The 24997-nt window shown below is 65.6% G+C and carries 26 protein-coding genes and 1 pseudogene; 7 read left to right on the plus strand and 20 right to left on the minus strand.

The annotated features are described in order from the left end of the window. Positions 1–10: 10 nt before the first annotated feature. From ACQCSW_RS14180 to ACQCSW_RS14210, 7 genes are all read right to left on the minus strand, one after another. Positions 11–490 carry a hypothetical protein gene (locus ACQCSW_RS14180; protein ID WP_354159156.1) on the minus strand — a complete coding sequence of 160 codons (480 nt, stop codon included), beginning with the start codon at positions 488–490 and terminating at the stop codon, positions 11–13. Between the two features lie 3 nt (positions 491–493). After that, entirely contained in the window at positions 494–1264 is a 771-nt protein-coding gene (gene dapB / locus ACQCSW_RS14185; RefSeq protein WP_426986851.1) for a 4-hydroxy-tetrahydrodipicolinate reductase, read from the minus strand. A 94-nt stretch (positions 1265–1358) separates the two neighbouring features. Continuing rightward, positions 1359–1820 carry a molybdenum cofactor biosynthesis protein MoaE gene (locus ACQCSW_RS14190; protein WP_426986853.1) on the minus strand — a complete coding sequence of 154 codons (462 nt, stop codon included), beginning with the start codon at positions 1818–1820 and terminating at the stop codon, positions 1359–1361. Then, entirely contained in the window at positions 1810–2364 is a 555-nt protein-coding gene (locus ACQCSW_RS14195; RefSeq protein ID WP_426986855.1) for a MogA/MoaB family molybdenum cofactor biosynthesis protein, read from the minus strand. The genes ACQCSW_RS14190 and ACQCSW_RS14195 overlap by 11 nt, the downstream gene beginning before the upstream one ends. After that, positions 2361–2855: a cyclic pyranopterin monophosphate synthase MoaC gene (gene moaC, locus ACQCSW_RS14200; protein ID WP_426986857.1), complete on the minus strand. Its 495-nt coding sequence runs from the start codon at positions 2853–2855 to the stop codon at positions 2361–2363. Before moaC ends, ACQCSW_RS14195 begins: the two co-directional genes overlap by 4 nt. Continuing rightward, on the minus strand, positions 2843–4147 hold the full coding sequence (locus tag ACQCSW_RS14205) for a molybdopterin molybdotransferase MoeA (RefSeq protein ID WP_426986859.1): 1305 nt from the start codon (positions 4145–4147) through the stop codon (positions 2843–2845). The genes moaC and ACQCSW_RS14205 overlap by 13 nt, the downstream gene beginning before the upstream one ends. Then, complete coding sequence (locus tag ACQCSW_RS14210; protein WP_426986861.1) at positions 4144–5787, minus strand: molybdopterin-dependent oxidoreductase; 1644 nt, start codon at positions 5785–5787, stop codon at positions 4144–4146. Before ACQCSW_RS14210 ends, ACQCSW_RS14205 begins: the two co-directional genes overlap by 4 nt. Positions 5788–5919: 132 nt before the next feature. On the opposite strand from ACQCSW_RS14210, the gene moaA reads away from it, so the two are divergent. The 3 genes from moaA (at position 5920) to ACQCSW_RS14225 (ending at position 9069) form a co-directional block, all read left to right on the plus strand. After that, on the plus strand, positions 5920–7074 hold the full coding sequence (moaA, locus tag ACQCSW_RS14215; RefSeq protein ID WP_426986863.1) for a GTP 3',8-cyclase MoaA: 1155 nt from the start codon (positions 5920–5922) through the stop codon (positions 7072–7074). Between the two features lie 4 nt (positions 7075–7078). Further along, positions 7079–7345: a MoaD/ThiS family protein gene (locus ACQCSW_RS14220; protein ID WP_426986865.1), complete on the plus strand. Its 267-nt coding sequence runs from the start codon at positions 7079–7081 to the stop codon at positions 7343–7345. Positions 7346–7533: 188 nt separating this feature from the next. Beyond that, positions 7534–9069: a DUF222 domain-containing protein gene (locus ACQCSW_RS14225; RefSeq protein ID WP_426986867.1), complete on the plus strand. Its 1536-nt coding sequence runs from the start codon at positions 7534–7536 to the stop codon at positions 9067–9069. A gap of 12 nt (positions 9070–9081) precedes the next feature. Here the strand turns inward: ACQCSW_RS14225 and ACQCSW_RS14230 are convergent, their stop codons facing one another. After that, positions 9082–10221, minus strand: a complete 1140-nt coding sequence (locus ACQCSW_RS14230; RefSeq protein ID WP_426986869.1) for a helix-turn-helix transcriptional regulator — start codon at positions 10219–10221, stop codon at positions 9082–9084. Positions 10222–10429: 208 nt separating this feature from the next. Between ACQCSW_RS14230 and ACQCSW_RS14235 the strand changes: the two genes are divergently transcribed. Then, positions 10430–10711, plus strand: a complete 282-nt coding sequence (locus ACQCSW_RS14235; protein WP_058929487.1) for a hypothetical protein — start codon at positions 10430–10432, stop codon at positions 10709–10711. A 135-nt stretch (positions 10712–10846) separates the two neighbouring features. Here ACQCSW_RS14235 and ACQCSW_RS14240 read toward each other — a convergent pair whose 3' ends face one another. The 10 genes from ACQCSW_RS14240 to truB form a co-directional block, all read right to left on the minus strand. Next, the gene (locus ACQCSW_RS14240; protein WP_111906455.1) at positions 10847–11308 is read right to left on the minus strand and encodes a DUF1579 family protein; all 462 of its coding nucleotides are present in this window, start codon (positions 11306–11308) and stop codon (positions 10847–10849) included. A 31-nt stretch (positions 11309–11339) separates the two neighbouring features. Further along, a complete protein-coding gene (locus ACQCSW_RS14245; protein ID WP_426986871.1) occupies positions 11340–12683 on the minus strand; it encodes a M16 family metallopeptidase in 1344 nt (447 codons plus the stop codon). A gap of 109 nt (positions 12684–12792) precedes the next feature. Then, entirely contained in the window at positions 12793–15057 is a 2265-nt protein-coding gene (locus ACQCSW_RS14250; protein ID WP_426990704.1) for a polyribonucleotide nucleotidyltransferase, read from the minus strand. A gap of 247 nt (positions 15058–15304) precedes the next feature. Further along, positions 15305–15574 carry a 30S ribosomal protein S15 gene (gene rpsO, locus ACQCSW_RS14255; protein WP_111906453.1) on the minus strand — a complete coding sequence of 90 codons (270 nt, stop codon included), beginning with the start codon at positions 15572–15574 and terminating at the stop codon, positions 15305–15307. Between the two features lie 217 nt (positions 15575–15791). Next, positions 15792–17039, minus strand: a complete 1248-nt coding sequence (kynU, locus tag ACQCSW_RS14260) for a kynureninase (protein WP_426990705.1) — start codon at positions 17037–17039, stop codon at positions 15792–15794. An 8-nt stretch (positions 17040–17047) separates the two neighbouring features. Continuing rightward, positions 17048–17902: a tryptophan 2,3-dioxygenase gene (gene kynA / locus ACQCSW_RS14265; protein ID WP_426986874.1), complete on the minus strand. Its 855-nt coding sequence runs from the start codon at positions 17900–17902 to the stop codon at positions 17048–17050. A 40-nt stretch (positions 17903–17942) separates the two neighbouring features. Next, positions 17943–18926 (minus strand): bifunctional riboflavin kinase/FAD synthetase, encoded by a 984-nt coding sequence (locus tag ACQCSW_RS14270; RefSeq protein WP_354250383.1) that lies wholly within the window; start codon positions 18924–18926, stop codon positions 17943–17945. 209 nt (positions 18927–19135) lie between these two features. Beyond that, a complete protein-coding gene (locus tag ACQCSW_RS14275) occupies positions 19136–19606 on the minus strand; it encodes a hypothetical protein (RefSeq protein ID WP_426986876.1) in 471 nt (156 codons plus the stop codon). Between the two features lies 1 nt (position 19607). After that, a complete protein-coding gene (locus ACQCSW_RS14280) occupies positions 19608–19961 on the minus strand; it encodes a hypothetical protein (protein ID WP_426986878.1) in 354 nt (117 codons plus the stop codon). Between the two features lie 2 nt (positions 19962–19963). After that, positions 19964–20917 carry a tRNA pseudouridine(55) synthase TruB gene (gene truB / locus ACQCSW_RS14285; protein WP_426986880.1) on the minus strand — a complete coding sequence of 318 codons (954 nt, stop codon included), beginning with the start codon at positions 20915–20917 and terminating at the stop codon, positions 19964–19966. A 142-nt stretch (positions 20918–21059) separates the two neighbouring features. Between truB and ACQCSW_RS14290 the strand changes: the two genes are divergently transcribed. Further along, positions 21060–22340, plus strand: a complete 1281-nt coding sequence (locus ACQCSW_RS14290; RefSeq protein WP_426986882.1) for a pyridoxal phosphate-dependent aminotransferase — start codon at positions 21060–21062, stop codon at positions 22338–22340. A 12-nt stretch (positions 22341–22352) separates the two neighbouring features. Here the strand turns inward: ACQCSW_RS14290 and ACQCSW_RS14295 are convergent, their stop codons facing one another. Beyond that, positions 22353–22838: a nucleoside deaminase gene (locus tag ACQCSW_RS14295; protein WP_426986884.1), complete on the minus strand. Its 486-nt coding sequence runs from the start codon at positions 22836–22838 to the stop codon at positions 22353–22355. Positions 22839–23020: 182 nt separating this feature from the next. Here ACQCSW_RS14295 and ACQCSW_RS14300 point away from each other — a divergent pair, with 182 nt between their 5' ends. Together ACQCSW_RS14300 and ACQCSW_RS14305 are read left to right on the plus strand one after the other, a co-directional pair. Then, the gene (locus tag ACQCSW_RS14300; protein ID WP_426986886.1) at positions 23021–23518 is read left to right on the plus strand and encodes a hypothetical protein; all 498 of its coding nucleotides are present in this window, start codon (positions 23021–23023) and stop codon (positions 23516–23518) included. An 18-nt stretch (positions 23519–23536) separates the two neighbouring features. Continuing rightward, positions 23537–24076, plus strand: a pseudogene (locus ACQCSW_RS14305) (ScyD/ScyE family protein); the annotation flags it as partial. 171 nt (positions 24077–24247) lie between these two features. Here the strand turns inward: ACQCSW_RS14305 and rbfA are convergent. Beyond that, entirely contained in the window at positions 24248–24757 is a 510-nt protein-coding gene (rbfA, locus tag ACQCSW_RS14310) for a 30S ribosome-binding factor RbfA (RefSeq protein WP_111906444.1), read from the minus strand. Positions 24758–24997 lie beyond the last annotated feature (240 nt).

Genomic DNA, 24997 nt, shown 5'->3' on the forward strand with positions numbered 1-24997 from the left:
CCAGCCTGCGCTAGGCAGGAACCTTGCCGCGGAACAGTTTCACGGCGTCGCGCATGGACGCGCGGGCACGCTTCCGGTCACCGGCAGCGTCATAGGCGCAGCTGAGCCGGAACCAGGAACGCCAGTCACCGGGCGCCGCTTCCGCTTCGGCCTTGTACTTTTCGAATTCCAGATCCGCCGCTGAGCGGACGATCCGGCCGGCGGGTGTGCGCGGCAGCTCGTCGACCGGGAGCCCGCCTTCGGCCTCCAGGACCTTGGCCATCTGTTCCGTGCGTGCGCCGAACAGCAGTTCACGGATCATGGCCCAGGCGCCGATGGCCGGGAGGACCAGGTAGGCAGCTCCGATGGCCTTGGCGGCGGGATTGCTGTCCAGCAGCAGGAGCACGGAGCGCTGGAAGGACACCACCAGGTAGAAGACCAGCAGGAGCGTTACTGCACCCACCCAGATCTTGGTGCGGTTCTTCCGGAACGCGGCAAAAAACCCGCCCACGGCCTAGAGTCCCAGGTCCAGGTAGCCGTCCAGGCCCACCGTCAGTCCCGGATGCGCTGCAACATTGCGCACGCCAAGCAACACACCGGGCATAAAGGAGGCACGGTCAAAGGAATCGTGCCGGAAGGTCAGCTGCTCCCCCGGACCGCCGAGCAGCACCTCCTGGTGGGCCACCAGCCCGCGCAGCCGGACGCTGTGAACGCGGACTCCCTCAACGTCGCAACCCCGCGCGCCGGCGAGTTCACTGGTGGTCGCATCAGGACTGGGGGGGACGTCCGCAGCCTTGCGCTCGGCGGCAATGAGCTGGGCCGTCCGGACAGCGGTCCCGGACGGTGCATCAACCTTTTCCGGGTGGTGCAGTTCGATGATTTCCACAGACTCGAAATACTTGGCGGCCTTGGCGGCAAAGGCCGAGGCCAGCACGGAGCCGAGGGCAAAATTGGGGGCGATCAGCACCCCGGTTTCCGGGTTTTCCGCGAGCAGTTCCTCCAGGGCGGCGAGCCGGGTGGCATCCCAACCGGTGGTCCCCACAACGGCGTGCATGCCATGCTCGACGGCGTAGCGCACGTTCGCTTCGGTGCTTTCGGGGACGGTGAGGTCCACCACGATGTGGGCACCCGACGCGGCCAGCTGGTCCAGCGAGTCGCCGCGTCCCAAGGCGGCTACGAGCAGCAGGTCGGAGGCAGCTTCAACGGCCTTAACGGCTTCGGCGCCCATGCGCCCGTTGGCGCCCAGGACAGCCACGCGGGTGGGCACGGAGAGTTGTTCGATCATGCAGTTAACCCTACCGTCGGGCCGGGTGCGGGATTGAACCGAAGACTGTGCGTTACCTCGCAACCGCCGGAAGGCGTCGGGAATCCGGCACTGCTCAGCTGCCTGCGCCGACCCACTCCACCGTGCCGTCCACGAAGAACTGTTCCTTCCAGATGGGAACCTGCTCCTTGATGCGGTCCACCAGTTCGGAACACACGGTAAAGGCCTGTCCGCGGTGCGCCGCTGAGACCGCGCAGACCAGCGCCGGATCGCCGATTTCCAGCATGCCGATTCGGTGGGCGGCCCAGATCCGCACGGGCTGCGTGCCGGATCCGTCCCCGACATGCTCGGCGGCCAGGCGGGCGACGACGTCGGCCATTACCTGGTGAGCCGTGGGATGCGCGCTGTAACTGAGCCGCTCCACCGCCTTGCCGCCGTCGTGATTCCGCACCACTCCGCTAAAGCTGACCACCGCCCCTGCCGTGTCAGAATCCACCGCGGCGATGGCCTGGTCCACGGAGATCGGTTCTGCACTCAGCACCGCGTGGACCACTTCGAAAACCGATTCAGTGCCCATGGCCGCCCTCCAACTGGTCGCACAGGTGCCCGATCAACGGGTCAAGCACCGACAGGCCATCCATAACTCCCTTGGGTGAGCCAGGCAGGTTGATAATAAACGTCTGCCCGGCAGCTCCGGCGTGCCCGCGGCTGAGCGCCGCAAGCGGCGTTTTGGCAGCGCCTTCGCGCCGGATGGCCTCCATGATGCCCGGGATCTCCCGGTCCAGGAGGGGCAGGGTGACGTCGGGGGTGCGGTCGTCCGGGCTGAGCCCGGTACCGCCGCTGGTGATCACGACAGCGGGATGCTGGGTCAGGAGGGCGCGGATCGCCGCACCGACGGGCGCGCCGTCCGGCACCACCATGGCGGGGTACACCTCGAAGCCGTGCTCGGTAAGCCAGTCAATAATGACGGGCCCGGTTTCATCCTCATAGATGCCTGCGGCGGCACGGGTGGAGGCAATGACAACCCCGGCCTTCCGGCCCTGCACCTCGCCGTGGGTGTGTGGCTCCGGCGCATGCGGCTCCGTGTTGGCCTCCGGCAGGATGGTGCTCTCGGTGCTCATAGTGTCCAGTCCCCGCTCTTGCCGCCGCTTTTCGCCAGCACTTTGATGTCAGTCAGCACGGCGTGCTTGTCGACCGCCTTGATCATGTCGTACACGCTGAGGGCAGCCACGGAGACCGCCGTCAGTGCTTCCATCTCAACCCCGGTGACCCCTCGGGTTTTGACCGTGGCCAGGATGGCCACGGAGTCGGTTCCGAGCTCGAAGTCCACGGTGACCTTCGAGAGCGGCAAAGGATGGCAGAGCGGGATGAGGTCGGGGGTCTTTTTTGCGGCCATAATGCCGGCAACGCGCGCCACGGCCAGGGCATCGCCCTTGGGCAGGCCGCCGGATCCGAGCAGGCTCAGCACTTCGTCTGTGGTGCGGACTGTGGCAGTGGCGGTGGCTTCCCTGGTGGTTTCGGCTTTCGCTGACACGTCCACCATCTGGGCGCTTCCGTCCTGGCGCAGATGGGTCAGCGCGGACGGGCTATGTTCTGGATTCACAGCATCCATACTTCCACCTCGTCACCCTCGGCGAGCGCCGAGACCCCAACGGGAATGTGCACCAGCGCGTTGGAGCCGGCGAGGGCATGCATCAGGTGGGAGCTTTCGCCCCCTTCAAGGCGGACGGTTCCGTCCCCCTGGAGGGTTCCGCGCCGGACCTGATGCTTGTGTTCAGGCGACGACAGGCTTTGGCCCAGCCGTGCGCGGGCCGGGATCCGCGGGGCAGGTGAGCCAAACAGTTCGGCCAGCACCGGCCGCAGGAACATTTCGAAGGAAACCAGGCAGCTGACGGGGTTTCCCGGGAATCCCAGGAAGGGCACGCCGTCGAATGTCCCGATGCCCTGCGGTCCGCCGGGCTGCATGGCGACATGCAGGAACTCAGTGGCCTGGCCCTCCATGGCTTGGCGGACAACTTCGTAGGCTCCCTTGCTGACGCCGCCCGTGGTGACGATCAGGTCCACCGCACCGGCATGGCCGCGCAGCAGTGTACGGAATTCGTCAGGATGGTCCGACGCGATGGCCGTGCGCACCACGGCCAGGCCCGCTTGCCGCATGGCACTTTCGAGGAGGGTTCCGTTGGAATCGTAGATCTTGCCGGCCGGCAGGGGTTGGCCGGGTTCCACCACTTCGTCGCCCGTTGTGGCCAGAAGGACGGTCACCGGCCTGCGAACAGTGACTTCGGCGATCCCCAGGGCCGCCAGCAGCCCCAGCTGCGCCGGGCCGAGGAAGGTTCCCGCGGCCAGCGCCCGCTCCCCCGCCTCAATATCACTGCCGGCCGACCGCACGAAGGTGCCAGCCGCGGTCGCCGCCAACCACACAGTGGTTGTTTCCCCGGGGGCGGGGAACCGGTCCGGAACGGCACGCTCCACGGGCACGACGGCGTCAGCGCCGGCGGGAATCATGGCTCCCGTCATGATGGGGGCCGCAGTGCCACGGTCCAGGGCCGCCGGCACGGCACCTGCCGGGACGGGGACAACCACACGCAGCTCCGCGCCGCCGTCGGGCACGTCCAAGCTGTTGACGGCAAAGCCGTCCATTTGGGAGTTGGCGAACGGCGGGAGGCTCAGGGGGGCCGGAACGTCATGGGCCAGTCCCTTGCCCAGCGCGTCGCGAAGGACCAGCGTTTCCGTTCGCCCCTGGGCGAGTAGGGGCGCCAGCAGTTCGGCTACGGCGGTTCGGTGCAGTGCCACGGACCGTGCCTGGTGGGGCGTTTGGCTATGGACGCCGTGGACGTGGTGTGAAGCATCGCCGTGCTGGTGGGGAGGGCTGTGCATGGTCCTGCCTTCGGTACGGGCCGTCATGGATTCACGTCAACTCTAATCGTGTGGAAGCCGGTGGCCCCGTCCGGCGCAACCGGCCGGCGTTCCTCCACCTGCGGCTCGCCGTTGAGGTCCGTGGCGCAAACCTGGACCTCGTACTGGCCCGGCGTCAGTTCGATGCCCAGCTGCCACTGGTACCAGGTGTCCAGCGAAATCCCGGGTGCGACACGGGCCTCCTGCCACGGCCCGCGGTTGACGCGGAGTTCCACCTTGCCGATCCCGGTATGCTGGGCCCAGGCCACGCCGCCGAACATGACCCTTCCGGCGCTCACCCGCCGGCCGGTGCGGGGCACGTCGATCCGCGAGGACGTTTTGATGGGGCCGCGGTCGGACCAGCCGCGCGGCGTCCAATAGCCAACGTCGTCCGTGAACCTGGTGACGCGGAGTTCGGTGAGCCATTTGGTGGCGGAAACGTAGCCGTACAGGCCGGGCACGATCATCCGTACCGGGAAGCCATGCTCCAGCGGCAACGGTTCGCCGTTCATCCCCACCGCGAGCAGGGCGTCCCGCTCGTCAGTGAGGACCTCCAGCGGGGTGCCCGCCCTCCAGCCGTCGGAGCTTCGGGACAACACCATGTCGGCACCGGCCTTCGGGCGGGCAAGGGCCAGCAGTTCCCGCACCGGCCAGCCGAGCCAGCGGGCGTTGCCGATCAGGTCCCCGCCCACTTCGTTGGAGACGCAGGCGATGGTCACATGCCGTTCGATCAGCGGCTTGGCCAGCAGTTCGGTCAGGTTCAGCTCAACCTCCTGTTCCACCATCCCCGTGACGCGGAGTACCCAGGATTCGGGGTCGAGGGACGGGACGATCAGGGCGGTGTCGATCCGATAGAAGTCGCGGTTCGGTGTGACCAGCGGCTGCATACCGTCCAGGCCTACCTCGGCGCCGGCAGGGATGGCGGGCGCTTCCGATATTGCGGCAGGCAGTTGCAGTTTTTCGCGGGCGGTGCTGATTCCTGCGGCCGCACCTCGCCAGACCGCGGCAACAACCCCGCCAACGGCGGTGGCCCCGGCACCGGTAGCCAGCACCTGCAGGAACGTGCGCCGTCCGGCAGTTGTTGCTGTCCTCGCGGGATCTTGCACGTTCGCGGCACCTGCCCCCGCGGCACCGACCAGTCCTTCGTGGAGCCGGCGGATCAGCCATCCCAGCAGAAGCGCGCCGGCCAGGGCTGCGAGCAGGGGCACCACGGCCGCGGCCGGGGTCATCTGCGCGCGGGTAAGCACCGCGGTAAGCCCGACGAGCCCAAAAACAGCAATCACCGCTGCACCGGCAAACCGCCTGCGCTGCTCCAGAATTCCGGCCAACGCCCCGACGGCTACGATGATCACCAGCATCCCGGCCACGAACACTGCCTTGTCGGCGGTGCCGAACAGTGAGATGGCCGAGTCCTTCACACCTGGCGGAACAGCATCGATCACAGCTCCGCCCACTGCCGTCAGGGGCGAGAGGGACGGACTGAGCAGTCCTGCCAGCAACTCACCCACGACGAGGGCGGCGCCGGCGGCCACTGCACCCGACGCGGCGGCCCAGCGGCGGCCGCCTTGAGCGGCACCGGCGGCTACCGAGCGCCGTGGGGAGCTCGCGCCGTCGTCGGCTGCTTCCTGCTGAGCCTTGGGGGTCTTCATATTTCCAGCATAGGTTCGCCGGGGCCCGGCGGCACCGGGCTTGGCCGTCCCCTGGAGAACTGTACGACTTCCGTAAGACCATCCCGCGGCATCGGCGCCATGCCGCGGCCAAACGTGGCGTAGCCTGAAGTTATGAGTGTTCAGCTAGGCATGCCGCTACCCCGGGAAGGTGCAGGGCCGGGCCTGCCGCCTGCGCGGCCGGCCGGAACGCCGCCGGGCCTGCTGGACCAGTACGGCCGCCGGGCCACCGACATGCGGCTGTCGCTGACGGATAAATGCAACCTGCGCTGCACGTACTGCATGCCTGCCGAGGGACTTGAATGGCTGGCCAAGCAGGCTGTGATGTCCGCCGAGGAGATCGTGCGGATTGTCCGGATTGGCGTGGACCTGCTCGGTGTCCGCGAACTGCGCCTGACGGGCGGGGAGCCACTGGTCAGGGCAGACCTGATTGACATCATTGCGGCCCTGCGAAGCAATCATCCGGAGCTGCCGATCTCCATGACCACCAACGGCGTGGGCCTGGACAAAAAGGCGGCCGCGCTCAAGGCCGCGGGCCTGACCCGCATCAATGTCTCACTGGATTCGCTGCACGAAGAAACCTTCACCAAGCTGACCCGCCGCCCCTTCCTGGACCGCGTCGTGGCCGGCGTCGATGCCGCCTGGGCCGCCGGGCTGGGACCCGTCAAACTCAACGCCGTCCTGATGCGGGGCATCAACGACACCGAGTCGCCGTCCCTGCTCGCCTGGGCGCTGGACCGCGGCTACGAACTCCGCTTCATCGAGCAGATGCCCCTTGACGCGGACCACGGCTGGACCCGGCGGAACATGATCACGGCGGCCGAGATCCGAGCCCTGCTCTCGCACGACTTTGTGCTGAGTCCCGATCCCCGCGCCCGCGATGGAGCCCCCGCAGAACGCTTTGAAGTACGACGCCGGGTGGCCGGGTCCGCGGGGCCGGATAGGCAGGTCCTGGGTACTGAGGTGCTGGACGCCGTAGGGCCGGTGTTGGGCACTGTGGGGATCATCGCGTCCGTCACGGAGCCGTTCTGCTCCGACTGCCGTCGCACACGGATCACCGCTGAGGGCAAGATCATGAGCTGCCTCTTCTCCCGTGAGGAGTTTGATCTGCTCGGTCTGCTGCGGGAGGGCGCCAATGATCAAGCTTTGGCCGAACGCTGGCAGGATGCCATGTGGGTCAAGCCAAAGGCGCACGGAATGGACCACACAGGTCTCGGCGCGCCGGACTTTGTCCAGCCGGACCGCAGCATGAGCGCCATCGGAGGCTGAATTCTTGAACGTACGTTACTTCGCTGCAGCACGCGCCGCCGCGGGGGTCGAAGACGAGTTCTTTGATCTCGCGTCCGGGACCACAGTGGCCGGCTTGCTGCAGGCAGTCCTGGCTGTGGACCGCGCCGAGCCCCCTGCCGGCGCTCCTCCCCTGCATCGAATCCTGTCCCGGAGCAGTTTCCTGCTCAACGAGGTCGCTGTACGGGACCGCACGACTGTGTTAAAACCGGGCGACGTGGTTGACGTGCTGCCGCCATTCGCCGGCGGGTAGGGCACCCTTCAGACCGTGCGAACAGGCAGTTGAGGCCCCGGCATCTAAGGGGACCAATTGGCTCCTCGCGCCGAAACGGCCGGGCTCTTATTCGTGACCGCTGCCATGACGGCCGGCGTGGCCGCTGAGTTATGCACATAGGCATCCTCCACGCGGTGATTGTCACACCCTGCTGGGATGCTTTGAGTATGGATAGCAGAGCAGCTGTGGCGACGGCGGAGGCACTTGCGGCGTCCTTCGCTGAGCTTGCTGCGGTGCTCTGTGGCGGGCCCGAGTCCTCGGGATCCAGTGGTGCTGATCCGTTGCATCGGAGGGCCGAGATCGCTCTGAAGACGCTGGCTGGAGTCGCCCGCGGGGAAGCGAAGATCGCGGCCCTGAAGGTTCACGCTGCCGCCGTGTACGCCGCTTCTGCCGAGACACTGGCAGGCCCGGCCGAGTCGCCGCAAGACCATACAGGGCAGGAGATGGCCGTGATCGCTGAAGTCGCCTGCGTCCTGACGGTCAGCGAACGCGCCGCGGGTGCTCTGCTCGCCGAAGCGCACGCACTGACCACCGCCCTGCCGCTGACGTTCGCCGCGTTGCAGGCCGGGACGATCTCATGGCAGCACGCCCGGATCATGGTCGACGAAACCGTGAACCTGGACCCTGCCGGCACCCAAGCCCTCGAGGCGCACTTCCTGGACCCCGACGCGCCAAACCCTGCCCGGGGTTGCCCCGCCGGTGACCTCGTGCCTGGGCGTTTCCGGCACAAGGCCCGGACGTGGCGGGAACGGCATCACCCGGTCAGCATCGAAAAGCGCCACATCACGAGCGCCGCAGATCGGCGCTTGGAGTATGCACCGGACCGCGACGGTATGGCCTGGCTCTCCGCCTACCTGCCGGCCGATCAGGCCGCGGGGATCTGGGACCGCACCACCACCGCGGCCAGGGCGTTGCAGGGACCTCATGAGGACCGGACCCTCAGCCAGATCCGCGCCGACATCACCGCCACCTGGCTCCTGGGCAACAACATCGCCGGCGGCGGAACCGGTGTTATGACGGACGTGACCGGCGGCATCGGCGGCATCGGCGACACGGGCATGGCAGTGGGCGACGGTGTTCCATCGCCGAGGGCGCAGGTGCTGGTCACGGTCCCGGTCATGTCGCTGCTGGGCCTCACTGAGGAGCCCGCCATGCTCGACGGATACGGCCCGATCCCACCGTCCATGGCCCGGCAGCTCATCGCCGACGGCGCCGACTCCTTCCACCGTGTGCTTGTAGACCCGCGCGACGGCGCACCGTTGGAGATTGGGCGGACCAGCTACCGGCTCACGAAAGCCCAACGACAATGGCTACGGTTGCGCGACGGAAAGTGCCCGTTCCCGGGCTGCAGCAACCACTCCCTCGACAACGAGGCCGACCACCTGCTGGCCTGGGCCCACGGCGGCGCCACCGGGCTATCAAATCTCGGTCAGCCATGCCCCAAACATCACAGACTCAGACACACCACAGCCTGGAAACCCACCACCGCCACAAAGAACGAACCACCCGGCTGGATATCACCCACAGGACGCCACTACCCCAGCGAACACCCCGACTGGGAACCACCCCACTGGCCAGCAAACATCCCCATGCCCGGCGCCGGCACCAGCACCGGTTTGGTCTTGGGCGTGGACCTGGAACTCGACCTGGACCTGGACCTGGACCTGGACCTGGACACAAGCCTGCCACCGGCGCAGAGGTGAAGGCCGGTTCGGTTACTGGGCCGTTCCCATCGCCAGGGCCAACAACGTCGGGCGGCTATGGACGCCGCACGTCTCGAAAATCTGCTTGAACTGATCCTGGACGGTGTAGGCCCCGATCCCCAAGGCTTCAGCCATGGCGTTGGTGTCGGCGCCGCTGGCGGCAAGCTCAAACAATTCCCGCTGCCGCGTTGTCAGCCCGAAGCTCCGGGCGAACATATCAAGCCTCGCCGCCGGAGGGCAGGCCTGGATGGTGACGGCCAATGGCGGAATGGCCGCTGCCCCGGTGGAGTCCATCCGGCTGGCCTGGAGTAGGGCCCACTGGCCTGACCCTATGTGCACACGGGCGGACGCAGGATGACGATCCACGCCCGCCTCACGCGCCAGCAACTGGGCAGCGACGTTGAGGACCTCGGCCGGTACGCGTTGAAAGGGACGCGGGCCAGCCTGGAGCAGTCCAAGCCACTCCTCCACCGAAGCCGTTCCACCCACCACCGCCATATCCGCATCCAGAGTCATCACTGCCTGCTGAGGCAAGTCCGGCCCAGGACGTTCGCCGATGGCTGACGCCCCCGCACAGACCGCCTCGTGTCCTACGGGGTCGCGTCCGTCAGGCACCTCCAGGAGAAATTGCCGGGCTATCGAACGACGAAGGGCGGGCATGACCTCACGCGTCACGGCAGCGATGTATCCCACTTCGTCGGCAGTAAAGGGATCGTCCTGCGCCGTTCGCCAGAGGTCAATCCAACCCCAGCAGCCGTGCTTGTCCGCCAGCACTGCGAACAGGACATCGGTCACTCCGTAGCGCTTCATAAGTCCCTCCCACACCAGGCTCCGTGATGGATTGCCGGCAGTTTCGCGCAGCAGCGTCGTCACTGGCGACGGGCTGATCGCCAACTGCGTCCACCGACCTGCCAGCGTCAGATACTTGAGCCTGATCAGCAACGGCAGTTCGTCCGGGCACGGAATTCTGGCAATGGGCGACATGCCCGTCGCCGTCAGCGGATCTGAGAGCGGCCACACGAAAGCACTGAACGGAAGCACCCGGCCCAACTCAGCGAGCACGGCAGTGCGTAACGAGTGGTGATCCGGGGCGGAGGCGCCGATGAGCCGGATCCGTTCAAAGCTCCTGTTCCAGGGCCTGCCGGGGGTCATTCCCCCAGTATGCACTCTGTGGGCAGCGCCGGGGTTTTCTACCAAGACCCCAGATTTCTGGGATACCGGCCACATCGGCCGGCAGTTAACGTGACAGTACGCCACGCAGCGGAACCGTGCGGCTGTCCCAGGACAGGAGCCATGGGTTGGACAGCACGGAGGCAAATAAGTGCGATCAACTAACACGATGGGCTAAGGAGAAGCAGCAATGTACACACTGCAAATCGAACATGGCATTAAGGACTTTGGCATGTGGAAAGAAGCCTTCGACCGGGATCCGGTGGACCGCGCGGCCTCCGGAGTCGTCGGCCACCGGATTTCCCAGCCTGTGGATGATTCCCACTACGTGGTGGTGGAACTCGATTTCAACGAACGCGGCCAGGCTGAGCAATTGCTGGCGAACCTGAAAAGTAGGGTGTGGAATTCGTCTTCCGCAGCGCCAGCCTTGAACGGCGCTCCGCGGACAAGGATTCTGGAATCAGCCGGCTGACGGTCGGATCTGGGCGGGGGTCTCAAGTGTCCGTTCGCGCAGAGGCAGGGGTCTTGACTGGCCTCTCGCGCCAACCTGCCGGCCTGCCAACCAGCAGGGGCTCAAGTGTCCGTTCGCGCACGGGTCGGGATGGGGTCAGACGCGGCGGCACTCGGAGTTCATGAACGGGACAAAGTCCTGGCCGTCGCCGAGGCGCAACTCGGCGGTGTGGATCAGCACGTCGTTGTCCACACGGAAAGTATGGCGGGCGGTCCCCCGGTCACTGTGGCGCTCGACGCGCAGCACACCGCCCACCCACGTGCACCGGGCCGGGGCTCCCGGCGGCAGGCCCATGCTGTCCACGTGGTACCAGAGGATGTCGTCGTGGTCACGGTCGACAGTAAAGACGCCGTGTCCCTCAAAGTGCGTGCCATCGGCTTCAGTGTGTCTGTAACTTTGTACGACGGCGTAGCCCCCGGCGGCCCTGGTGTAACTGACTTCCGCCGAGGCCGTGCGCTTGGGCCCCCAGGCCGACGCGTCCAGCCGGGTGGTGCCGCGCCAATGCCCCAGGAAGTTCTCCAGCACGGCGTGCACCGTGCCCGGCTGCGGAAGGTTCATAGGTTTATTATGGCGGGCTCAAGCCTGCCGGTCAGAGACCGAAGGTTTCGGTCTCCTCGAACGGGCCCACCACGGTGACGGTCCGTGGCGCGGCTGCCAACTCCTTGGCAAGGTCCTGGACCTCCTGCGCGGTGACAGCCTTGATCTGCCGCAGAGTCTCGTCGATGTCCTGGTATTCACCGGACACCAGTTCAGCGCGGCCCAGGCGGGACATACGGGAACCGGTGTCCTCCAGTGCCAGGACAATTCCGCCGCACAGCTGGCCCACGGCCTTACGCAGTTCGTCGTCGGAGATCCCGCCTTCGGCAAGCTTGTCCAGTTCGAGCCCCAGCAGGTCCAGCACCTGGCGGACCTTGGACGGGGTGCACCCTGCGTACATCCCGAAGTAGCCGGCGTCCGCGTAAGAGGAGGCAAAGGAGTAAGTGGAGTACACCAGGCCACGCTTTTCGCGGATCTCCTGGAACAGCCGCGAAGACATCCCGCCGCCCAGGACGGCGTTGAGGACGCTCATGACGTAGCGACGGTCATCGGTGGCCACAATCGTGGGACAGCCCATAATGATGTTCGCCTGCTCTACCGCACGCTTGACCACATGCAGCCCGGCGGTGCCGGTAATGTCGGCCCTCGCGGTGGAGCGGCGATCTACCGGGGCGGCGTCCGGCTCAAGTGACCACCCGGCAGTGTGGAGGGCGTCCACCACAAGGCGGCAGACGACGTCGTGCTCCAAGCCCCCGGCGGCGGTGATGACCAGCTCATCCGGGCGGTAGTAACGGCGGTAGTGCTCCCACACGGAGTTGCGGGCAACGGCGCGGATCGCAGCGGGAGTGCCGCCGATGGGGCGGCCCAGCGGGTGGGTGCCCAGCACGGCAGCCACAAAGTTTTCATGCGCCACGTCAGTGGGGTCATCGCTGTCCATGGCGATTTCCTCCAGGATGACGTCGCGCTCCTGCTCCATCTCGGCCGGATCCAGGACAGCACCGGTGATCATGTCGGCGATGACGTCGATGGCCATGGGCAGGTCCGTATCCAGCACCCGCGCGAAGTAGCAGGTGCTCTCCTTGGCCGTGGCGGCGTTGGATTCCCCGCCTACCTCATCGAACGCCGAGGCGATTTCCAGGGCAGTACGGCGCCTGGTGCCCTTGAACAGGAGATGCTCGAGGAAGTGCGTGGAGCCGTGCTGTCCCGGGGCTTCATCGCGAGAGCCCACCCCCACCCAGAAACCGATAGTTGCCGAGCGCTGGCCCGGCATCGCCTCGGTCAGTACCCGCACGCCGCCGGGCAGCACTGAACGCCGGACGACGGAGCCGCCGTCGGATCCGTGGACCAGGGTGTCGCCGGGCTGGTTCTGCTCAAGCGGCAGGGGTACAACAGTCATTGAAGCCTTTCAGGAGCGGCAGCCGGATCTGGCTGCCATCGTAACAGCGGCGGGACCGGTGGATCATCCACCGGTCCCGCCGATTCATGCTCTGTGCAGGAAGCTGAGACTACTCGGAGTCAGCAGCGCCCTCCGCCGCGGCGGAAGCGTGAACGCGCTCGGCTTCGCCGGCGCCTTCCTCTTCAGCAACGACGGGTGACAGGGACAGCTTTCCGCGGTCATCGATCTTGGTGATCTCAACCTGGATCTTCTGGCCCACGGAGACCACGTCATCAACGTTGTCCACGCGCTTGCCCTGGGCTAGCTTGCGCAGCTCGGAGATGTGCAGCAGGCCGTCCTTGCCCGGGGTCAGGGAGATAAACGCACCGAAGGTGGTGGTCTTGACAACCGTGCCCAGGTAGCGCTCGCCGATCTCCGGAATCTGCGGGTTGGCGATGGCGTTGATCGCGGAGCGTGCTGCGTCTGCAGACGGTCCGTTGGTGGCGCCGATGTAGACAGTGCCGTCATCTTCAATGGAGATGTCCGCGCCGGTGTCTTCCTGGATCTGGTTGATCATTTTGCCCTTGGGCCCAATGACCTCACCGATCTTGTCAACCGGAATCTTGACCGCGATGACGCGCGGCGCGAACTCAGAGAGCTCGTCCGGGGTGTCGATCGCGGAGTTCAGGACGTCCAGGATGTGAAGACGGGCTTCGCGGGCCTGCTTCAGCGCTGCTGCCAGAACGGAGGCCGGGATGCCGTCGAGCTTGGTGTCCAGCTGGATGGCCGTGACGAACTCGGAGGTACCGGCAACCTTGAAGTCCATGTCGCCGAAGGCATCTTCGGCGCCAAGGATGTCCGTGAGCGCTGCGTAGCGGGTCTGGCCGTCGACCTGGTCGGAAACCAGGCCCATGGCGATACCGGCAACCGCGGCCTTCAGCGGCACACCTGCATTGAGCAGGGACAGCGTGGAGGCGCAGACGGAACCCATCGACGTCGAACCGTTGGAGCTGAGAGCCTCAGACACCTGGCGGATGGCGTAGGGGAATTCCTCGCGGGAAGGCAGCACGGGCATGATGGCGCGCTCTGCGAGGGCACCATGACCGATTTCGCGGCGCTTCGGGGAACCGACGCGTCCGGTCTCGCCGGTGGAGTACGGCGGGAAGTTGTAGTTGTGCATGTAGCGCTTGCGCGTGACCGGAGAAAGCGAGTCGATCTGCTGTTCCATCTTGAGCATGTTCAGCGTAGTGACCCCCATGATCTGGGTTTCGCCGCGCTCGAAGATGGCCGAACCGTGAACGCGGGGCAGAACCTCAACCTCGGCGGTGAGCTGGCGGATGTCCGTCAGGCCGCGGCCGTCGATGCGGATCTGGTCCTTCAGGATGCGCTGGCGCACAACCTGCTTGGTGACCGAGCGGAATGCTGCGGACAGCTCCTTCTCGCGGCCTTCGAACTGGCCGGCCAGCGAAGAGGTGACTTCGTCCTTGAGTTCGTCGGACGCGATGTCGCGTTCCTGCTTGTCAGCGATCTGGAAGACAGCAGCCAGCTTGTCAGCGGCGGCGGCCTCAACAGCTGCGAAGACGTCGTCCTGGTAGTCGAGGAAGACCGGGAATTCAACGGTGGGCTTGGCGGCGCGTGCCGCCAGGTCAGCCTGTGCTTCGCACAGCGCCTTGATGAACGGCTTGGCAGCCTCAAGGCCCTCGGACACAACCTCTTCGGTGGGGGCGGTGGCGCCCTGTTCCTTGATGAGGTTCCAGGAGTTGTCGGTGGCTTCGGCTTCAACCATCATGATGGCGACGTCGTCGCCGGCAACACGGCCCGCAACCACCATGTTGAACACGGCATTCTCCAGCTGCGAGTGCTTGGGGAAGGCCACCCACTGGGAGCCGTGCTCGTCGGCGATGAGGGCAACGCGGACGCCGCCGATCGGGCCGGAGAACGGAAGGCCGGAAAGCTGGGTGGACATCGAGGAAGCGTTGATGGCAACAACGTCGTAGAGCTCGTCAGGGTTGATGGCCAGAACGGTCACCACGATCTGGACCTCGTTGCGCAGGCCCTTGACGAAGGCCGGACGCAGCGGGCGGTCCATGAGGCGGCAGGCCAGGATGGCCTCGGTGGACGGGCGGCCTTCGCGGCGGAAGAACGAGCCCGGGATACGGCCGGCGGCGTACATGCGCTCTTCAACGTCAACCGTCAGCGGGAAGAAGTCAAAGCCTTCGCGCGGGTGCTTGCCTGCGGTGGTGGCGGACAGCAGCGCGGTGTCTTCGTCGATGTACACCATGGCTGCGCCGGCTGCCTGCTTGGCGAGACGGCCGGTTTCAAAGCGGATTACACGCTTGCCAAAGCGGCCATTGTCAATGACTGCTTCTGAGAACTGGATTTCGGGACCCTCCAAGAGAGTCACCTCCGTTTCTTGTTTCACGGAGCCCAGCCGCATCAACCCAGTCCAGCATCTGTCTACTGGCCTGCACTGCACCCGGTCATCGATCGAGACCCACGGGCCGGGGCTTCAGTCTTCGAAGCCGTTCCCGGGGATCACTACCGAGGACCGCGAATGCGTGATGCGGTTGATCCTCCTGTTTAGTTTTCTTCTGAAGAAGGCGGCCCGTTCCACAAAGGAAAGGGCCGCCCCTTAAGCCTGACTAGCGGCGCAGGCCGAGACGCTCGATGAGCGCACGGTAGCGGGCGATGTCAGTGTTCTTGAGGTAGGTGAGCATACGCTTGCGACGACCAACCATGGCCAGCAGACCGCGCTGGGTGTGGTAATCGTGCTTGTGCACCTTCATGTGCTCAGTCAGATCCTTGATCCGCTGAGTCAGGACTGCAACCTGGACCTCCGGCGAACCGGTGTCGCCCTCGGACGTTGCGAAATCCTGGATGATGGACTGCTTTACAGCGGCGTCAAGTGCCACAATAACTCCTAGAGATGTGCCGTGAGGCCCGAATCAGTAACTCACTGCCGGGTCTGCCCGCGCGGGAATCCCCCGGAAACCAGGGACTTTCCACACATGGCAGGAACCAGCCGCCACGGACTGCAGCCGGATCCAACTTTTAGTTTACCGGCCCCGCCGCAATCTTGTCGAAACAGCCGCCGCAGTCCCCCAGCCGCCGTCGCCGAAAGGCAGCGGCTCAGCGACGCAGCTGAGCCCGGATGGCGGCCATCCCCCGGAAAAGCTCCGCGAAGCTGGTGCTCAGGGGCGACAACCCGACGCGGATCCCGTGTGGTGCACGGAAATCAGGGATGACGTCCTGTTCCCACAGCGCCGCCGTCACGTTCCGGAACGCCGGATGATCCAGGGTGATGTGGCTTCCGCGAAGCTCCGGATCACGCGGCGATGCCAGCTCCACGCCCACCGGTTCCAGCCACGCCTCATACAGCTGCACGGCGTAGGCAGTGAGTTGCAGGGACTTCTCCCTGATGGCAACCATGCCGGCCTCTTCGATGAGGTCAAGGGTCCCGCGCATGGCCAGCATCCCGAAGATGGCCGGAGTGCCGCTGAGGAAACTCCGGATGCCCGGCGCCGGTTCGTAGCCTGCGGCCATCTCGAAAGCGTCCTTGCGTCCCATCCAGCCCCAAATCGGCTGCTTCAGTCCGGGCAAGTGCCGGCGGTTGACGTAGGCGAAGGCCGGCGAGCCCGGTCCCCCGTTGAGGTACTTATAGGTGCAGCCCGCGGCAAAATCCACGTCTGCGCCGTCAAGGTCCAGCTCCACTGAGCCGGCGGAATGGCACAGATCCCAGACCACCAGCGCCCCCGCGCTGTGCGCAACCTCTGTGATGGCCGGAAGATCGGCCAGGAAGCCGGAACGGTACGCCACGTGGCTCACAAGTACGACGGCGGTCGCCGGGCCGGTGGCGTCCCGCACCTGTTCGACGGTGACGCCGGACGCTGGATCGGTTTCGATCCACCGCAGGGTCAGGCCTTCCTCGCGGGCGATCCCCTCCACCAGGTAGCGGTCGGTGGGGAAATTATCCGTGTCCAGGACGATCTCTATGCGGGCGGGGTCAGTGACGGTGGCCAGCGCAGCACGGATCAGTTTGTAGAGCACCACCGTGGTGGAGTCAGCGATGATGCTCTGGCCCGGGGCGGCGCCAAGGACAGCACGGCCGAGTTGATCGCCAATGGTCTGTGGCAGGTCCAGCCATTCCTCGTCCCAGCCACGGATGAGCCGGCCGCCCCAGCCATCCTCGATGAAGGTGCTGATGTCCCGTTGCGTCCGCTTCAGCGGGCGGCCCAGGGAATTGCCGTCGAGGTAGGACAGGTCCGTATCCGTCCCGATGAAGAGGTCGCGGTAGCGTGCCAGCGGGTCGCCCGTATCCAGTTGCGCTGCCCGATCAAGGAGGGCGGCGCCGTCGTGATTTTCCATATTCGCATCCATCGCGCTGCTCACTGGCCGATCTCCGTCCGTACCGCGAACAGTTCCGGGAAGAAGGTGAGCTCCAGGGCTTTCTGCAGGAAGGCAGCGCCGCTGGATCCCCCGGTTCCCGTTTTCATCCCGATGGTGCGCTGGACGGTGCGCAGGTGCCGGAACCGCCACAGCTGGAAGTTGTCTTCAAGGTCCACCAGTTCCTCGCAGGCCTCGTAGGCGCCCCAGTTATCGGCGGCGCTTTCGTAGATGTGCTTGAACAGCGGCACCAGCTCAGGGCAGAACTCGTGGGCGCGGGTAACGTCCCGCTCCAGCACAGACTGAGGCACGTCGAAGCCCTGCCGGGCGAGGTAGGCCAGGAACTCGTCATAGATGCTGGGCGAATTGAGCAGGTCCTCCAGCATGGCGTGCGCTTCAGGGTCCGATTCGAACACCGGCAGCATTTTGCGGTTCTTGTTGCCGAGGACAAACTCCACGGCCCGGTATTGACTTGACTGGAAGCCTGAGGAGTTGCCCAGGAACCCGCGGAACTGGGAGTACTCTGTGGGCGTCAGCGTGGCCAGGACTGACCACTGCTCCGTCAGGGTTTTCTGGATGTGCTTGACCCGCGCGATGCCCTTGAGGGCGGAGCCGAGATCGTCTGCGCGCAGCCAGGCTGCGGCGCTACGGAGCTCGTGCAGCACGAGTTTCAGCCACAGCTCCGTGGTCTGGTGCTGGATGATGAACAGCAGCTCGTCGTGGTGTTCGGGCTTGCTGACAGGCTGCTGTGCGCTGAGCAGGGTGGGCAGTTGGAGGTAGGACGCATAACTCATCCGGGAACTGAAATCGCGGACTATGCCTTTGTCCAGCTTGCGGGTGTTCTTCTCGACGGCCACTGTGCTGCCTCTCTCGCTGTTGGTTGCGGGTGGGACCCGGTCAGCGCCGCACCAGGAGATCGTGGGCCTGGACCACGTCCAGGCGCATCTGGTCAACCAGCGCCTCCGGCCCACGGTATGCCACCATGCCGCGGAGCCGTGCCGCAAATTCGACGACTACTGTCTGGCCATACAGATCGAAGTCCTCAATGGCCTCGTGGGGACGGTCGATCACATGGGCTTCGACGTGGCGGCTGACGCCGTCGAACGTGGGATTGGACCCCACCGAGATGGCCGCCGGCCAGCGCGTGCCGGCCTGGTCCACCAGCCAGCCGGCGTAGATTCCGTCCGCGGGGATGAATCCGCTGGCCTCGTGGGCAAGGTTGGCGGTGGGGAAACCGAGCGCGCGTCCGCGGGCAGCACCGTGTACAACCTCGCCGCGCATACGGTGCGGGCGCCCCAGCACCGCGGCGGCGGTGGCGACGTCGCCCTCCTGCAGTGCTTCACGCACCCAGGTGGAGGAACAGCGGCGGTCCGTGCCGGCGTCGTTATGGAGCGGGTAGCCTTCCGAGCCGAACTCGCTGATGACCTGGACGTCAAAGTCGAACTTTTCGCCCAGCTGCTTCATGGTGTCAAGGTCACCGGAGTTGCCGCGGCCGAACCGGGCATCGTGGCCGATCACCACGTGGCTGGCATGCAGGCTGTCCACGAGGACCTGGCTCACGAATTCCTCAGGCGTGAGGCTGGCCAGGTTCAGGGAGTACTTCATAACCAGGATGGCATCCAGGCCGAGCTCCCCCAGCGCCACCAATTTGTCCTGCAGGCCCATGATCATTTCGGGCGCGGACTCCGGGCGGTGGATCAGGGCCGGGTGCGGGTCAAACGTGACGGCAACAGACTTGGTCCCGTTGAGGCGGGCCGAGCGGATGAGCTCAGACAGCACTTGCTGGTGGCCGCGATGGACGCCGTCGAAGTTGCCAAAAGTGACAACGGAGGGACCAAAGTCCGCCGGGACCTCGGACGGATCGTTCCAGATGTAGACCATCAACCTCGCCTTTTACTGCCTTCAACTGACATCTCTCCGAACGCACCGGCGCCGGAACTCTCTAAGATTACCCGCATTCAGCATGGCTTCCGGACGGCGCCGGGCCAACTGGATGGCACGCGCGGACCTGCCCGGCGGTCTTCCTGGTACTCGCCGGTCCGCGGGAGAAGTAAGGCTAAGCCTCGGCCCCGGCCGGTCGCCGATGAGGCTTACTTCAGGTGCGGCCGGCGCCGGTACAGCCACACCAGCCCCAGCACCGGCAGCAGCAGTGGAATGAACGCGTACCCCCGGCCAAAAAGGGACCAGACGGTCTCATGCGGGAACGCCACCGGATCGAACACACTCAATGCCCCCACCACCAGCACACCCACCAGTTCCACCAGGACGGCGGCCAGCGAGATCCTGAACCAGGTGCGGCCGGGCTTGGCCAGGGACACCGTTGCCACCACGTATACGAGCGCCGCGAACGCGGAAAGCAGGTAGGCGAGCGGGGCCTCGGAGAACTTGGTCAGGATCTGGTAGCCGGCGCGTGCGGTGGCCGAGATGGCAAACACCGCGTAAACGGCGATGAGGAGACGCCCGGGGCCGGTGTTGCGGGTGTCCTTGACGCCGGCCTTGCCTTCTGCCTTGGCGGGGGTCGCTCCGGAGCGCGGTGCTTTCACGTTGCCTTCTTCTTCCATGTCAGTACCAGATCTGGTTCATGCGGGCGGCCATCACCAAGGCCGTAACACCGACGGCGGCGAGGACAATGTTGCTCCAGCGGGTCCGTTCCAGGATGGACCAGTACACGGCTGCCGGCGGCAGGAGCATTGCAGTGGCCAGGTATCCCCAGAATTCCCAGGCTTCCCCGGCAATCGGTTCGCCCGCGATTACCCTCACGATCGAACCCACCAGGTAGACCAGCAGTGCCAGCTCGACGGCGGCAACGGACAGGATGGTCAGATCGTTGGGGGCTTTTTTGAGGATGCCGGCACCGAGGCAGATTCCGCTGGAGAGCAGACCCACCACCAGGATGATGTAGAAATAGGCGTCCATGCCTAGGCGTCCCCGCCCGCAGCAGTTCCGGGCGCAGCAGTTCCGGGCGCACCGTTGCCCGGCGCGAACACCAGAACGGGCTTGGCAAAGCTGCCGGAATCCGCCAGGAGCGCCACTAGGCTGCCGTTGGGCGCGAACGCGGCCGTAGGGTGCTCAGTGGTGGCAGCCGCGGGATCGCCTGCTTCCGCTCCCGCTGCGATCCGGCGTCCGAAGGAAATCTCGGTGGTCTCCTCCGCCGTGAGTTCGCGGTTGGGCATCAGTGCCCGGGCAGCCTGGGACATTTCCAGCACATTGAGCTCCTCGGCCAGCTGTTCCAGCGTCCGGGCCTGATCCAGTGAGTACGGGCCCACGTGGGTCCGGCGGAGTGCGGTCAGGTGGCCGCCCACTCCCAACCCGTCGCCGAGGTCGCGGGCGAGGGCCCGGATGTATGTACCGGATGAGCACTCCACCGTGACATCAACGTCCACGACGTCGCCGCCGGCTTCCCGGTTGATGCCGTGAACTTCGAAACGGTGAATGGTGACCGGGCGCGCCGCGAGCTTTACCTCTTTGCCGGAGCGGACCCGGGCGTAGGCACGTTCACCGTTGACCTTAATGGCGCTGACGCTGCTGGGCACCTGCTGGATTTCACCCGTGAGTGCGGCGACGCCGTCGTGAATTGCTTCGTCGGCGACGGCAGCAGCGCTGACGGCGGCAATCACATCACCTTCGGCGTCATCGGTGATGGTGGACTGGCCCAGCCGGATGGTTGCCGTATACGTCTTGGACGTGCCGACGATGTAGGTCAGGAGCCTGGTGGCCTTGTTGATGCCCACCACCAGGACGCCGGTAGCCATGGGATCGAGGGTGCCGGCGTGCCCCACTTTCCGGGTCCCGGCGAGACGCCGCATCCGACCAACCACATCATGGCTGGTCCATCCCTGCGGTTTGTCCACTATCACCAGTCCAGAAAGCACGCTTCCCAGTATATCGGCGTTGGCAGCAGCCCTGGCCCACGCGCCCTATCCACAAGCCGCCCGCAGCCTGCGCCCGCCCGTGGGCGCCCTCCTCTTGGCGCCCACGCCGGGCCTGTATTCCGTGGCGGCTAGGATGGCATCCATGCCTGAGCTTGCGGCGCACGCGCGCGACGTCCCCGTCAACCAGATCCGCGAAATTACCGAGGCTGCCTGGCGTACCCCCGGGGCCATCGTCCTGAGTATCGGTGAACCGGGCTTCGCGCTTCCCCGGCATATCCTGGAAGCCGGCATGGCGTGCCTTGACCGGGACGAGACCAACTACACGCCCAACGCCGGTATCCCGGCACTCCGCGAGGCGTTCGCCGCCAGGTTCCGTGAACGCGCCGGCATAAGCAACAGCAACAGCAACAGCAACAGCAACAGCAACAGCAACAGCAACAGCAACAGCAACAGCAACAGCAACAGCAGCAGCAACAGCAACAGCAACAGCAGCAGCAACAGCAACAGCAGCAGCTTCGGCGCCGAGCGGGTCTACGTGGTGGACGGCGCGCAGCAGGGCCTGCACTTCGCCATGAGCCTCCTGCTCTCCCCCGGTGACGAGGTCCTGATCCCCAACCCCGGCTACCCCACGTTCGCCATGACCAGCCGGCTCCTGAATGCCGTGCCGGTGGGCTACCCGCTGTATCCCGGGCAGGACTTCCAGCCCCGGATCCAGGACATCGAGGTTCTCATCACGGACCGGACCCGGGTGCTCATCCTGAACTCCCCGTCCAACCCGCTGGGCGCCGTCCTCGGCGAGGACCTGACCCGGCAACTCGTGGACCTTGCCCGTAAGCACGATCTGTGGATCATTTCCGACGAATGCTATGAGGCCTTCACCTACGACGTCCCGCACGTCAGCCCGGCACGGTTCGACAGCGATGTCCCCGGCGAAGCGCGGGTGTTCACGTCACTGACGCTCTCCAAGACGTACGGCCTGACCGGCCTGAGGATCGGAGCCCTGGTCTGTCCGCCGGGGCTGGAGCAGAAGATGAACAACGTGATGGAAGCGATTGTCTCCTGTGTTGCCTCCCCGTCGCAGTACGCTGCGCTCGCGGCTCTGACCGGGCCGCAGGACTACGTCCGGGACGCCCATGCCCATTACCGGGCGAACCGCGACGCCGCCTCGGCCGTGCTCGAAGCCAAGGGCATCCCCTATTTGAGTGCGCAGGGAGCCTTCTACCTGTGGGCCGACGTCTCCCATGTCAGCGACGGGGACGTCCGCAGCTGGACGCGGCGGTTCCTTGCCGATTCCGGCGTCGCGCTCGCGCCGGGGACCGCTTTTGGCTCGATTGGCGAGGGCTGGGTGCGGATCGCGCTGTGCGGTACCCGCGAGGATTTGGTGGAGGGCGTCGGCAGGCTGCCGGAACTTAAGGATTACTGACCAGGCACGTGGTCAGTAATCCGTGCGTTGCGCGTTGCGGCGCCACGCGTCAAACGGAGCGTCCGACGTCGGAATGGCTGCTTGGGCGACCGGCAGCAGTTCCGGACGGGTGCCGTTGAAGAAGTCATAGAAAACGGCGTCGTCAAAGCCGGCCGCGGCTGCACCATGGCGGTCGGCCGCGAAATAGACACGGTCAATCCGCGCCCACAGCGCGGCTGACAGGCAGAGCGGGCACGGCTCGCAGCTCGCGTAGAGCACGGCCCCGCTCAAGTCGAACGTTGCGCTTGCGGCTGCCGCCGCGCGGATTGCCACCACTTCGGCATGTGCCGTGGGGTCGTTGTCGCGCGTGACCCGGTTGACACCTTCGTGGACCCGGCCGTCCGGGGTCACCACCAGCGCACCAAACGGGCCGCCGCCGTCGGCGACGTTCCGGACAGCCAGCATAATGGCCTGTTCCAGGAAGGGTGTGGCATCCAGTGAGTCGCTCGCGTGGGTCATAGCTCGATCCTAGCCATGGCGCGCGGGAATCGGGCTCAGATAGGGGGCACATTAGGGGGAAATGCCGTCGACGTCGTCCCTTTCGCGGGACTAACCAAGCGCCGGGGGTAGTTCGGAACGCATTGACTTTGGTCTCAAGCCAGGCCCCGGCGACGGGGTGCACGTCAACTCCGGAGGATCCAATGAACAAGAAGTTTCCGATCGTCGCGTGCCTGGCAGCAGCGGCGCTGATCATCCTTGTCGCGCCCGCCACGGCAACTCAGAAACCGTCCGGTCCCGAAACCCTGGCGGAGCACCTGATGACGCCGTTGAGCCTGGCCTTGGGCCCCGGTAAGAGCGTGTTCGTCACGCAGAACTTTGCGGGCACGCTGGACCGCGTCGACGATGACGGACACATCAGCAACATTTACACAAGGGACAAGTGGGACGTCAGCGGCGTAGAGACGCGCGGCACCACCACGTTTTTCGTCGAAAGCGTCGGGGCAGGCCAAGGGATGCCTGACGAGTTGGCCGGCTATTTGAAGTCGATCAACAAGCGCGGGGAGGTCAGAACGATTGTGGACCTCGCGACCTATGAACGTCAGAACAACCCGGATGGATTCCAGGACTACGGCTTCGGATCCGACGTGACCGACGAGTGCCTGGCCCAAATTACGGCGCCGTTCCCGCCGGCACAATAATCCGGGGCGGTCGACTCACACCCCTATGCCACAGCGGTTCAGGGCAATACCGTCTTCGTGGCCGACGCCGGGATGAATGCCATCCTCAAGGTCAACTCCGCTACCGGGGAAACCTCGACCCTCGCTGTCCTGCCCCCGCGTCCGGCTGAAGTGACGGCAGAAGCTGCCGCGGGTGTTGGCTTCCCGTCCTGCGTTGCCGGACACGAGTATGCGTTCGAACCGGTGCCCACCGATGTGGAGATCGGCCCCGACGGCTGGTTGTACGTCTCATCGTTGCCGGGCGGTCCGGAGGATCCGTCGTTGGGCTCCCGCGGTGCCATCTTCCGCGTCAACCCATGGACCGGCGCTACGCACCTGTGGGCCGATGACATCCTGGGCCCCACCGGCATCGCCGTATCGGGCACCGGGGACGTCTACGCCGCTTCGATGTTCGGCAATGAGATCGTCAGGATCGACGCCCGCACCCGTGAACAGTCACAGTTCCTGGCCGTCGATGGTCCGGCCGCGGTGGAGCTGAGCGGGAAAACCCTCCGCCACAGCCGGTTTCAGCTTCGCTGACCTCACCGCGGGAACCGTCCTGAAGGCCAGGATCCGGTGGAAACTTAAGACGCCGCGGAAATGCGAAAGTGATAGGCCCCGGACCCGAGGACTTCCTTGGGTTTCCGGGGCCTATGACTGCCGAGCCGGCCCATAAGTCACGCAGTTGGGTCGGCCGGGAGGGCGTTTGTCCTATTTGTTGGTGTCTTCGTCGAGGTCTTCGTCGTCGGTGAGGTCAATATCCTCTTCGTCGAAGTCATCCTCATCGATCTCCACATCGGCGGGAATGTCGCTCTTGTACGGATCGGCGTCGCCGGCGTGCTTGGCGTTTTCGGCCAGGGCAGCCACCTCGGCGTCGCGCTTCTTGGCGGCCCGGAGCAGTTCCTCCAGGTTCGAGGCAACGACGGGGATCTGGTCCGCCACAAATTCCAGCGTCGGCGTCAGGCGAACAGTAACGTTGCGCCCCACCTCCTGGCGGAGCACACCCTTTGCCTTCTCCAGGCCCTTGGCAGCATCCGCCTGCACAGCCTGGTCGCCAAAAACGGTGTAGTAGATAGTGGCATGCTGCAGATCATTGGTCACCCGGGCATCGGTAACAGTAATGCCCTCCAGCCGAGGATCCTTAACCTTCCGACCCAAAGCCTCCGCAACAACAACCTTAATCCGCTGCGCCAACTTGGCAGCCCGTGCGGGATCAGCCATTTCCACTCCTAAAAATTTTGGATGTACGACGGCGCCGGAACGGTGCCCGCACAACTGTTGGGTTTTGATGCCACGCACCTAAGGCGAGTCTACGACGGACCCGCGTTGGATTTTTTCCGGCGGCCTGGGAGTGGCATCGGGCCTGCCGAAGCTGGGCGGCAAGGGATCGCAGATCCCATGCCGCCCAGCGTAGGGGCGGGGCCGCCGGAAAAAATCCGACGCCCCCGACCCGTCAAACAA

Origin of the sequence: Pseudarthrobacter sp. Y6, from assembly GCF_050156205.1 — a bacterium.
Lineage (GTDB): Bacteria > Actinomycetota > Actinomycetes > Actinomycetales > Micrococcaceae > Arthrobacter.

Excerpts from the sequence above, each read along its gene's own strand:
- ACQCSW_RS14235 (WP_058929487.1), top strand. The coding sequence starts at position 10,430 with ATGTACACACTGCAAATCGAACATGGCATTAAGGACTTTGGCATGTGG.
- moaC (WP_426986857.1), bottom strand. The coding sequence starts at position 2,855 with ATGGATGCTGTGAATCCAGAACATAGCCCGTCCGCGCTGACCCATCTG.
- ACQCSW_RS14275 (WP_426986876.1), bottom strand. The coding sequence starts at position 19,606 with ATGGAAGAAGAAGGCAACGTGAAAGCACCGCGCTCCGGAGCGACCCCC.
- ACQCSW_RS14190 (WP_426986853.1), bottom strand. The coding sequence starts at position 1,820 with ATGGGCACTGAATCGGTTTTCGAAGTGGTCCACGCGGTGCTGAGTGCA.
- kynU (WP_426990705.1), bottom strand. The coding sequence starts at position 17,039 with ATGGATGCGAATATGGAAAATCACGACGGCGCCGCCCTCCTTGATCGG.
- ACQCSW_RS14205 (WP_426986859.1), bottom strand. The coding sequence starts at position 4,147 with ATGACGGCCCGTACCGAAGGCAGGACCATGCACAGCCCTCCCCACCAG.
- ACQCSW_RS14300 (WP_426986886.1), top strand. The coding sequence starts at position 23,021 with ATGAACAAGAAGTTTCCGATCGTCGCGTGCCTGGCAGCAGCGGCGCTG.
- ACQCSW_RS14270 (WP_354250383.1), bottom strand. The coding sequence starts at position 18,926 with ATGGTCTACATCTGGAACGATCCGTCCGAGGTCCCGGCGGACTTTGGT.
- ACQCSW_RS14295 (WP_426986884.1), bottom strand. The coding sequence starts at position 22,838 with ATGACCCACGCGAGCGACTCACTGGATGCCACACCCTTCCTGGAACAG.
- ACQCSW_RS14245 (WP_426986871.1), bottom strand. The coding sequence starts at position 12,683 with ATGACTGTTGTACCCCTGCCGCTTGAGCAGAACCAGCCCGGCGACACC.
- ACQCSW_RS14240 (WP_111906455.1), bottom strand. The coding sequence starts at position 11,308 with ATGAACCTTCCGCAGCCGGGCACGGTGCACGCCGTGCTGGAGAACTTC.
- ACQCSW_RS14195 (WP_426986855.1), bottom strand. The coding sequence starts at position 2,364 with ATGAGCACCGAGAGCACCATCCTGCCGGAGGCCAACACGGAGCCGCAT.
- ACQCSW_RS14290 (WP_426986882.1), top strand. The coding sequence starts at position 21,060 with ATGCCTGAGCTTGCGGCGCACGCGCGCGACGTCCCCGTCAACCAGATC.
- rbfA (WP_111906444.1), bottom strand. The coding sequence starts at position 24,757 with ATGGCTGATCCCGCACGGGCTGCCAAGTTGGCGCAGCGGATTAAGGTT.
- ACQCSW_RS14280 (WP_426986878.1), bottom strand. The coding sequence starts at position 19,961 with ATGGACGCCTATTTCTACATCATCCTGGTGGTGGGTCTGCTCTCCAGC.
- ACQCSW_RS14225 (WP_426986867.1), top strand. The coding sequence starts at position 7,534 with ATGGATAGCAGAGCAGCTGTGGCGACGGCGGAGGCACTTGCGGCGTCC.
- ACQCSW_RS14230 (WP_426986869.1), bottom strand. The coding sequence starts at position 10,221 with ATGACCCCCGGCAGGCCCTGGAACAGGAGCTTTGAACGGATCCGGCTC.
- ACQCSW_RS14210 (WP_426986861.1), bottom strand. The coding sequence starts at position 5,787 with ATGAAGACCCCCAAGGCTCAGCAGGAAGCAGCCGACGACGGCGCGAGC.
- moaA (WP_426986863.1), top strand. The coding sequence starts at position 5,920 with ATGAGTGTTCAGCTAGGCATGCCGCTACCCCGGGAAGGTGCAGGGCCG.
- dapB (WP_426986851.1), bottom strand. The coding sequence starts at position 1,264 with ATGATCGAACAACTCTCCGTGCCCACCCGCGTGGCTGTCCTGGGCGCC.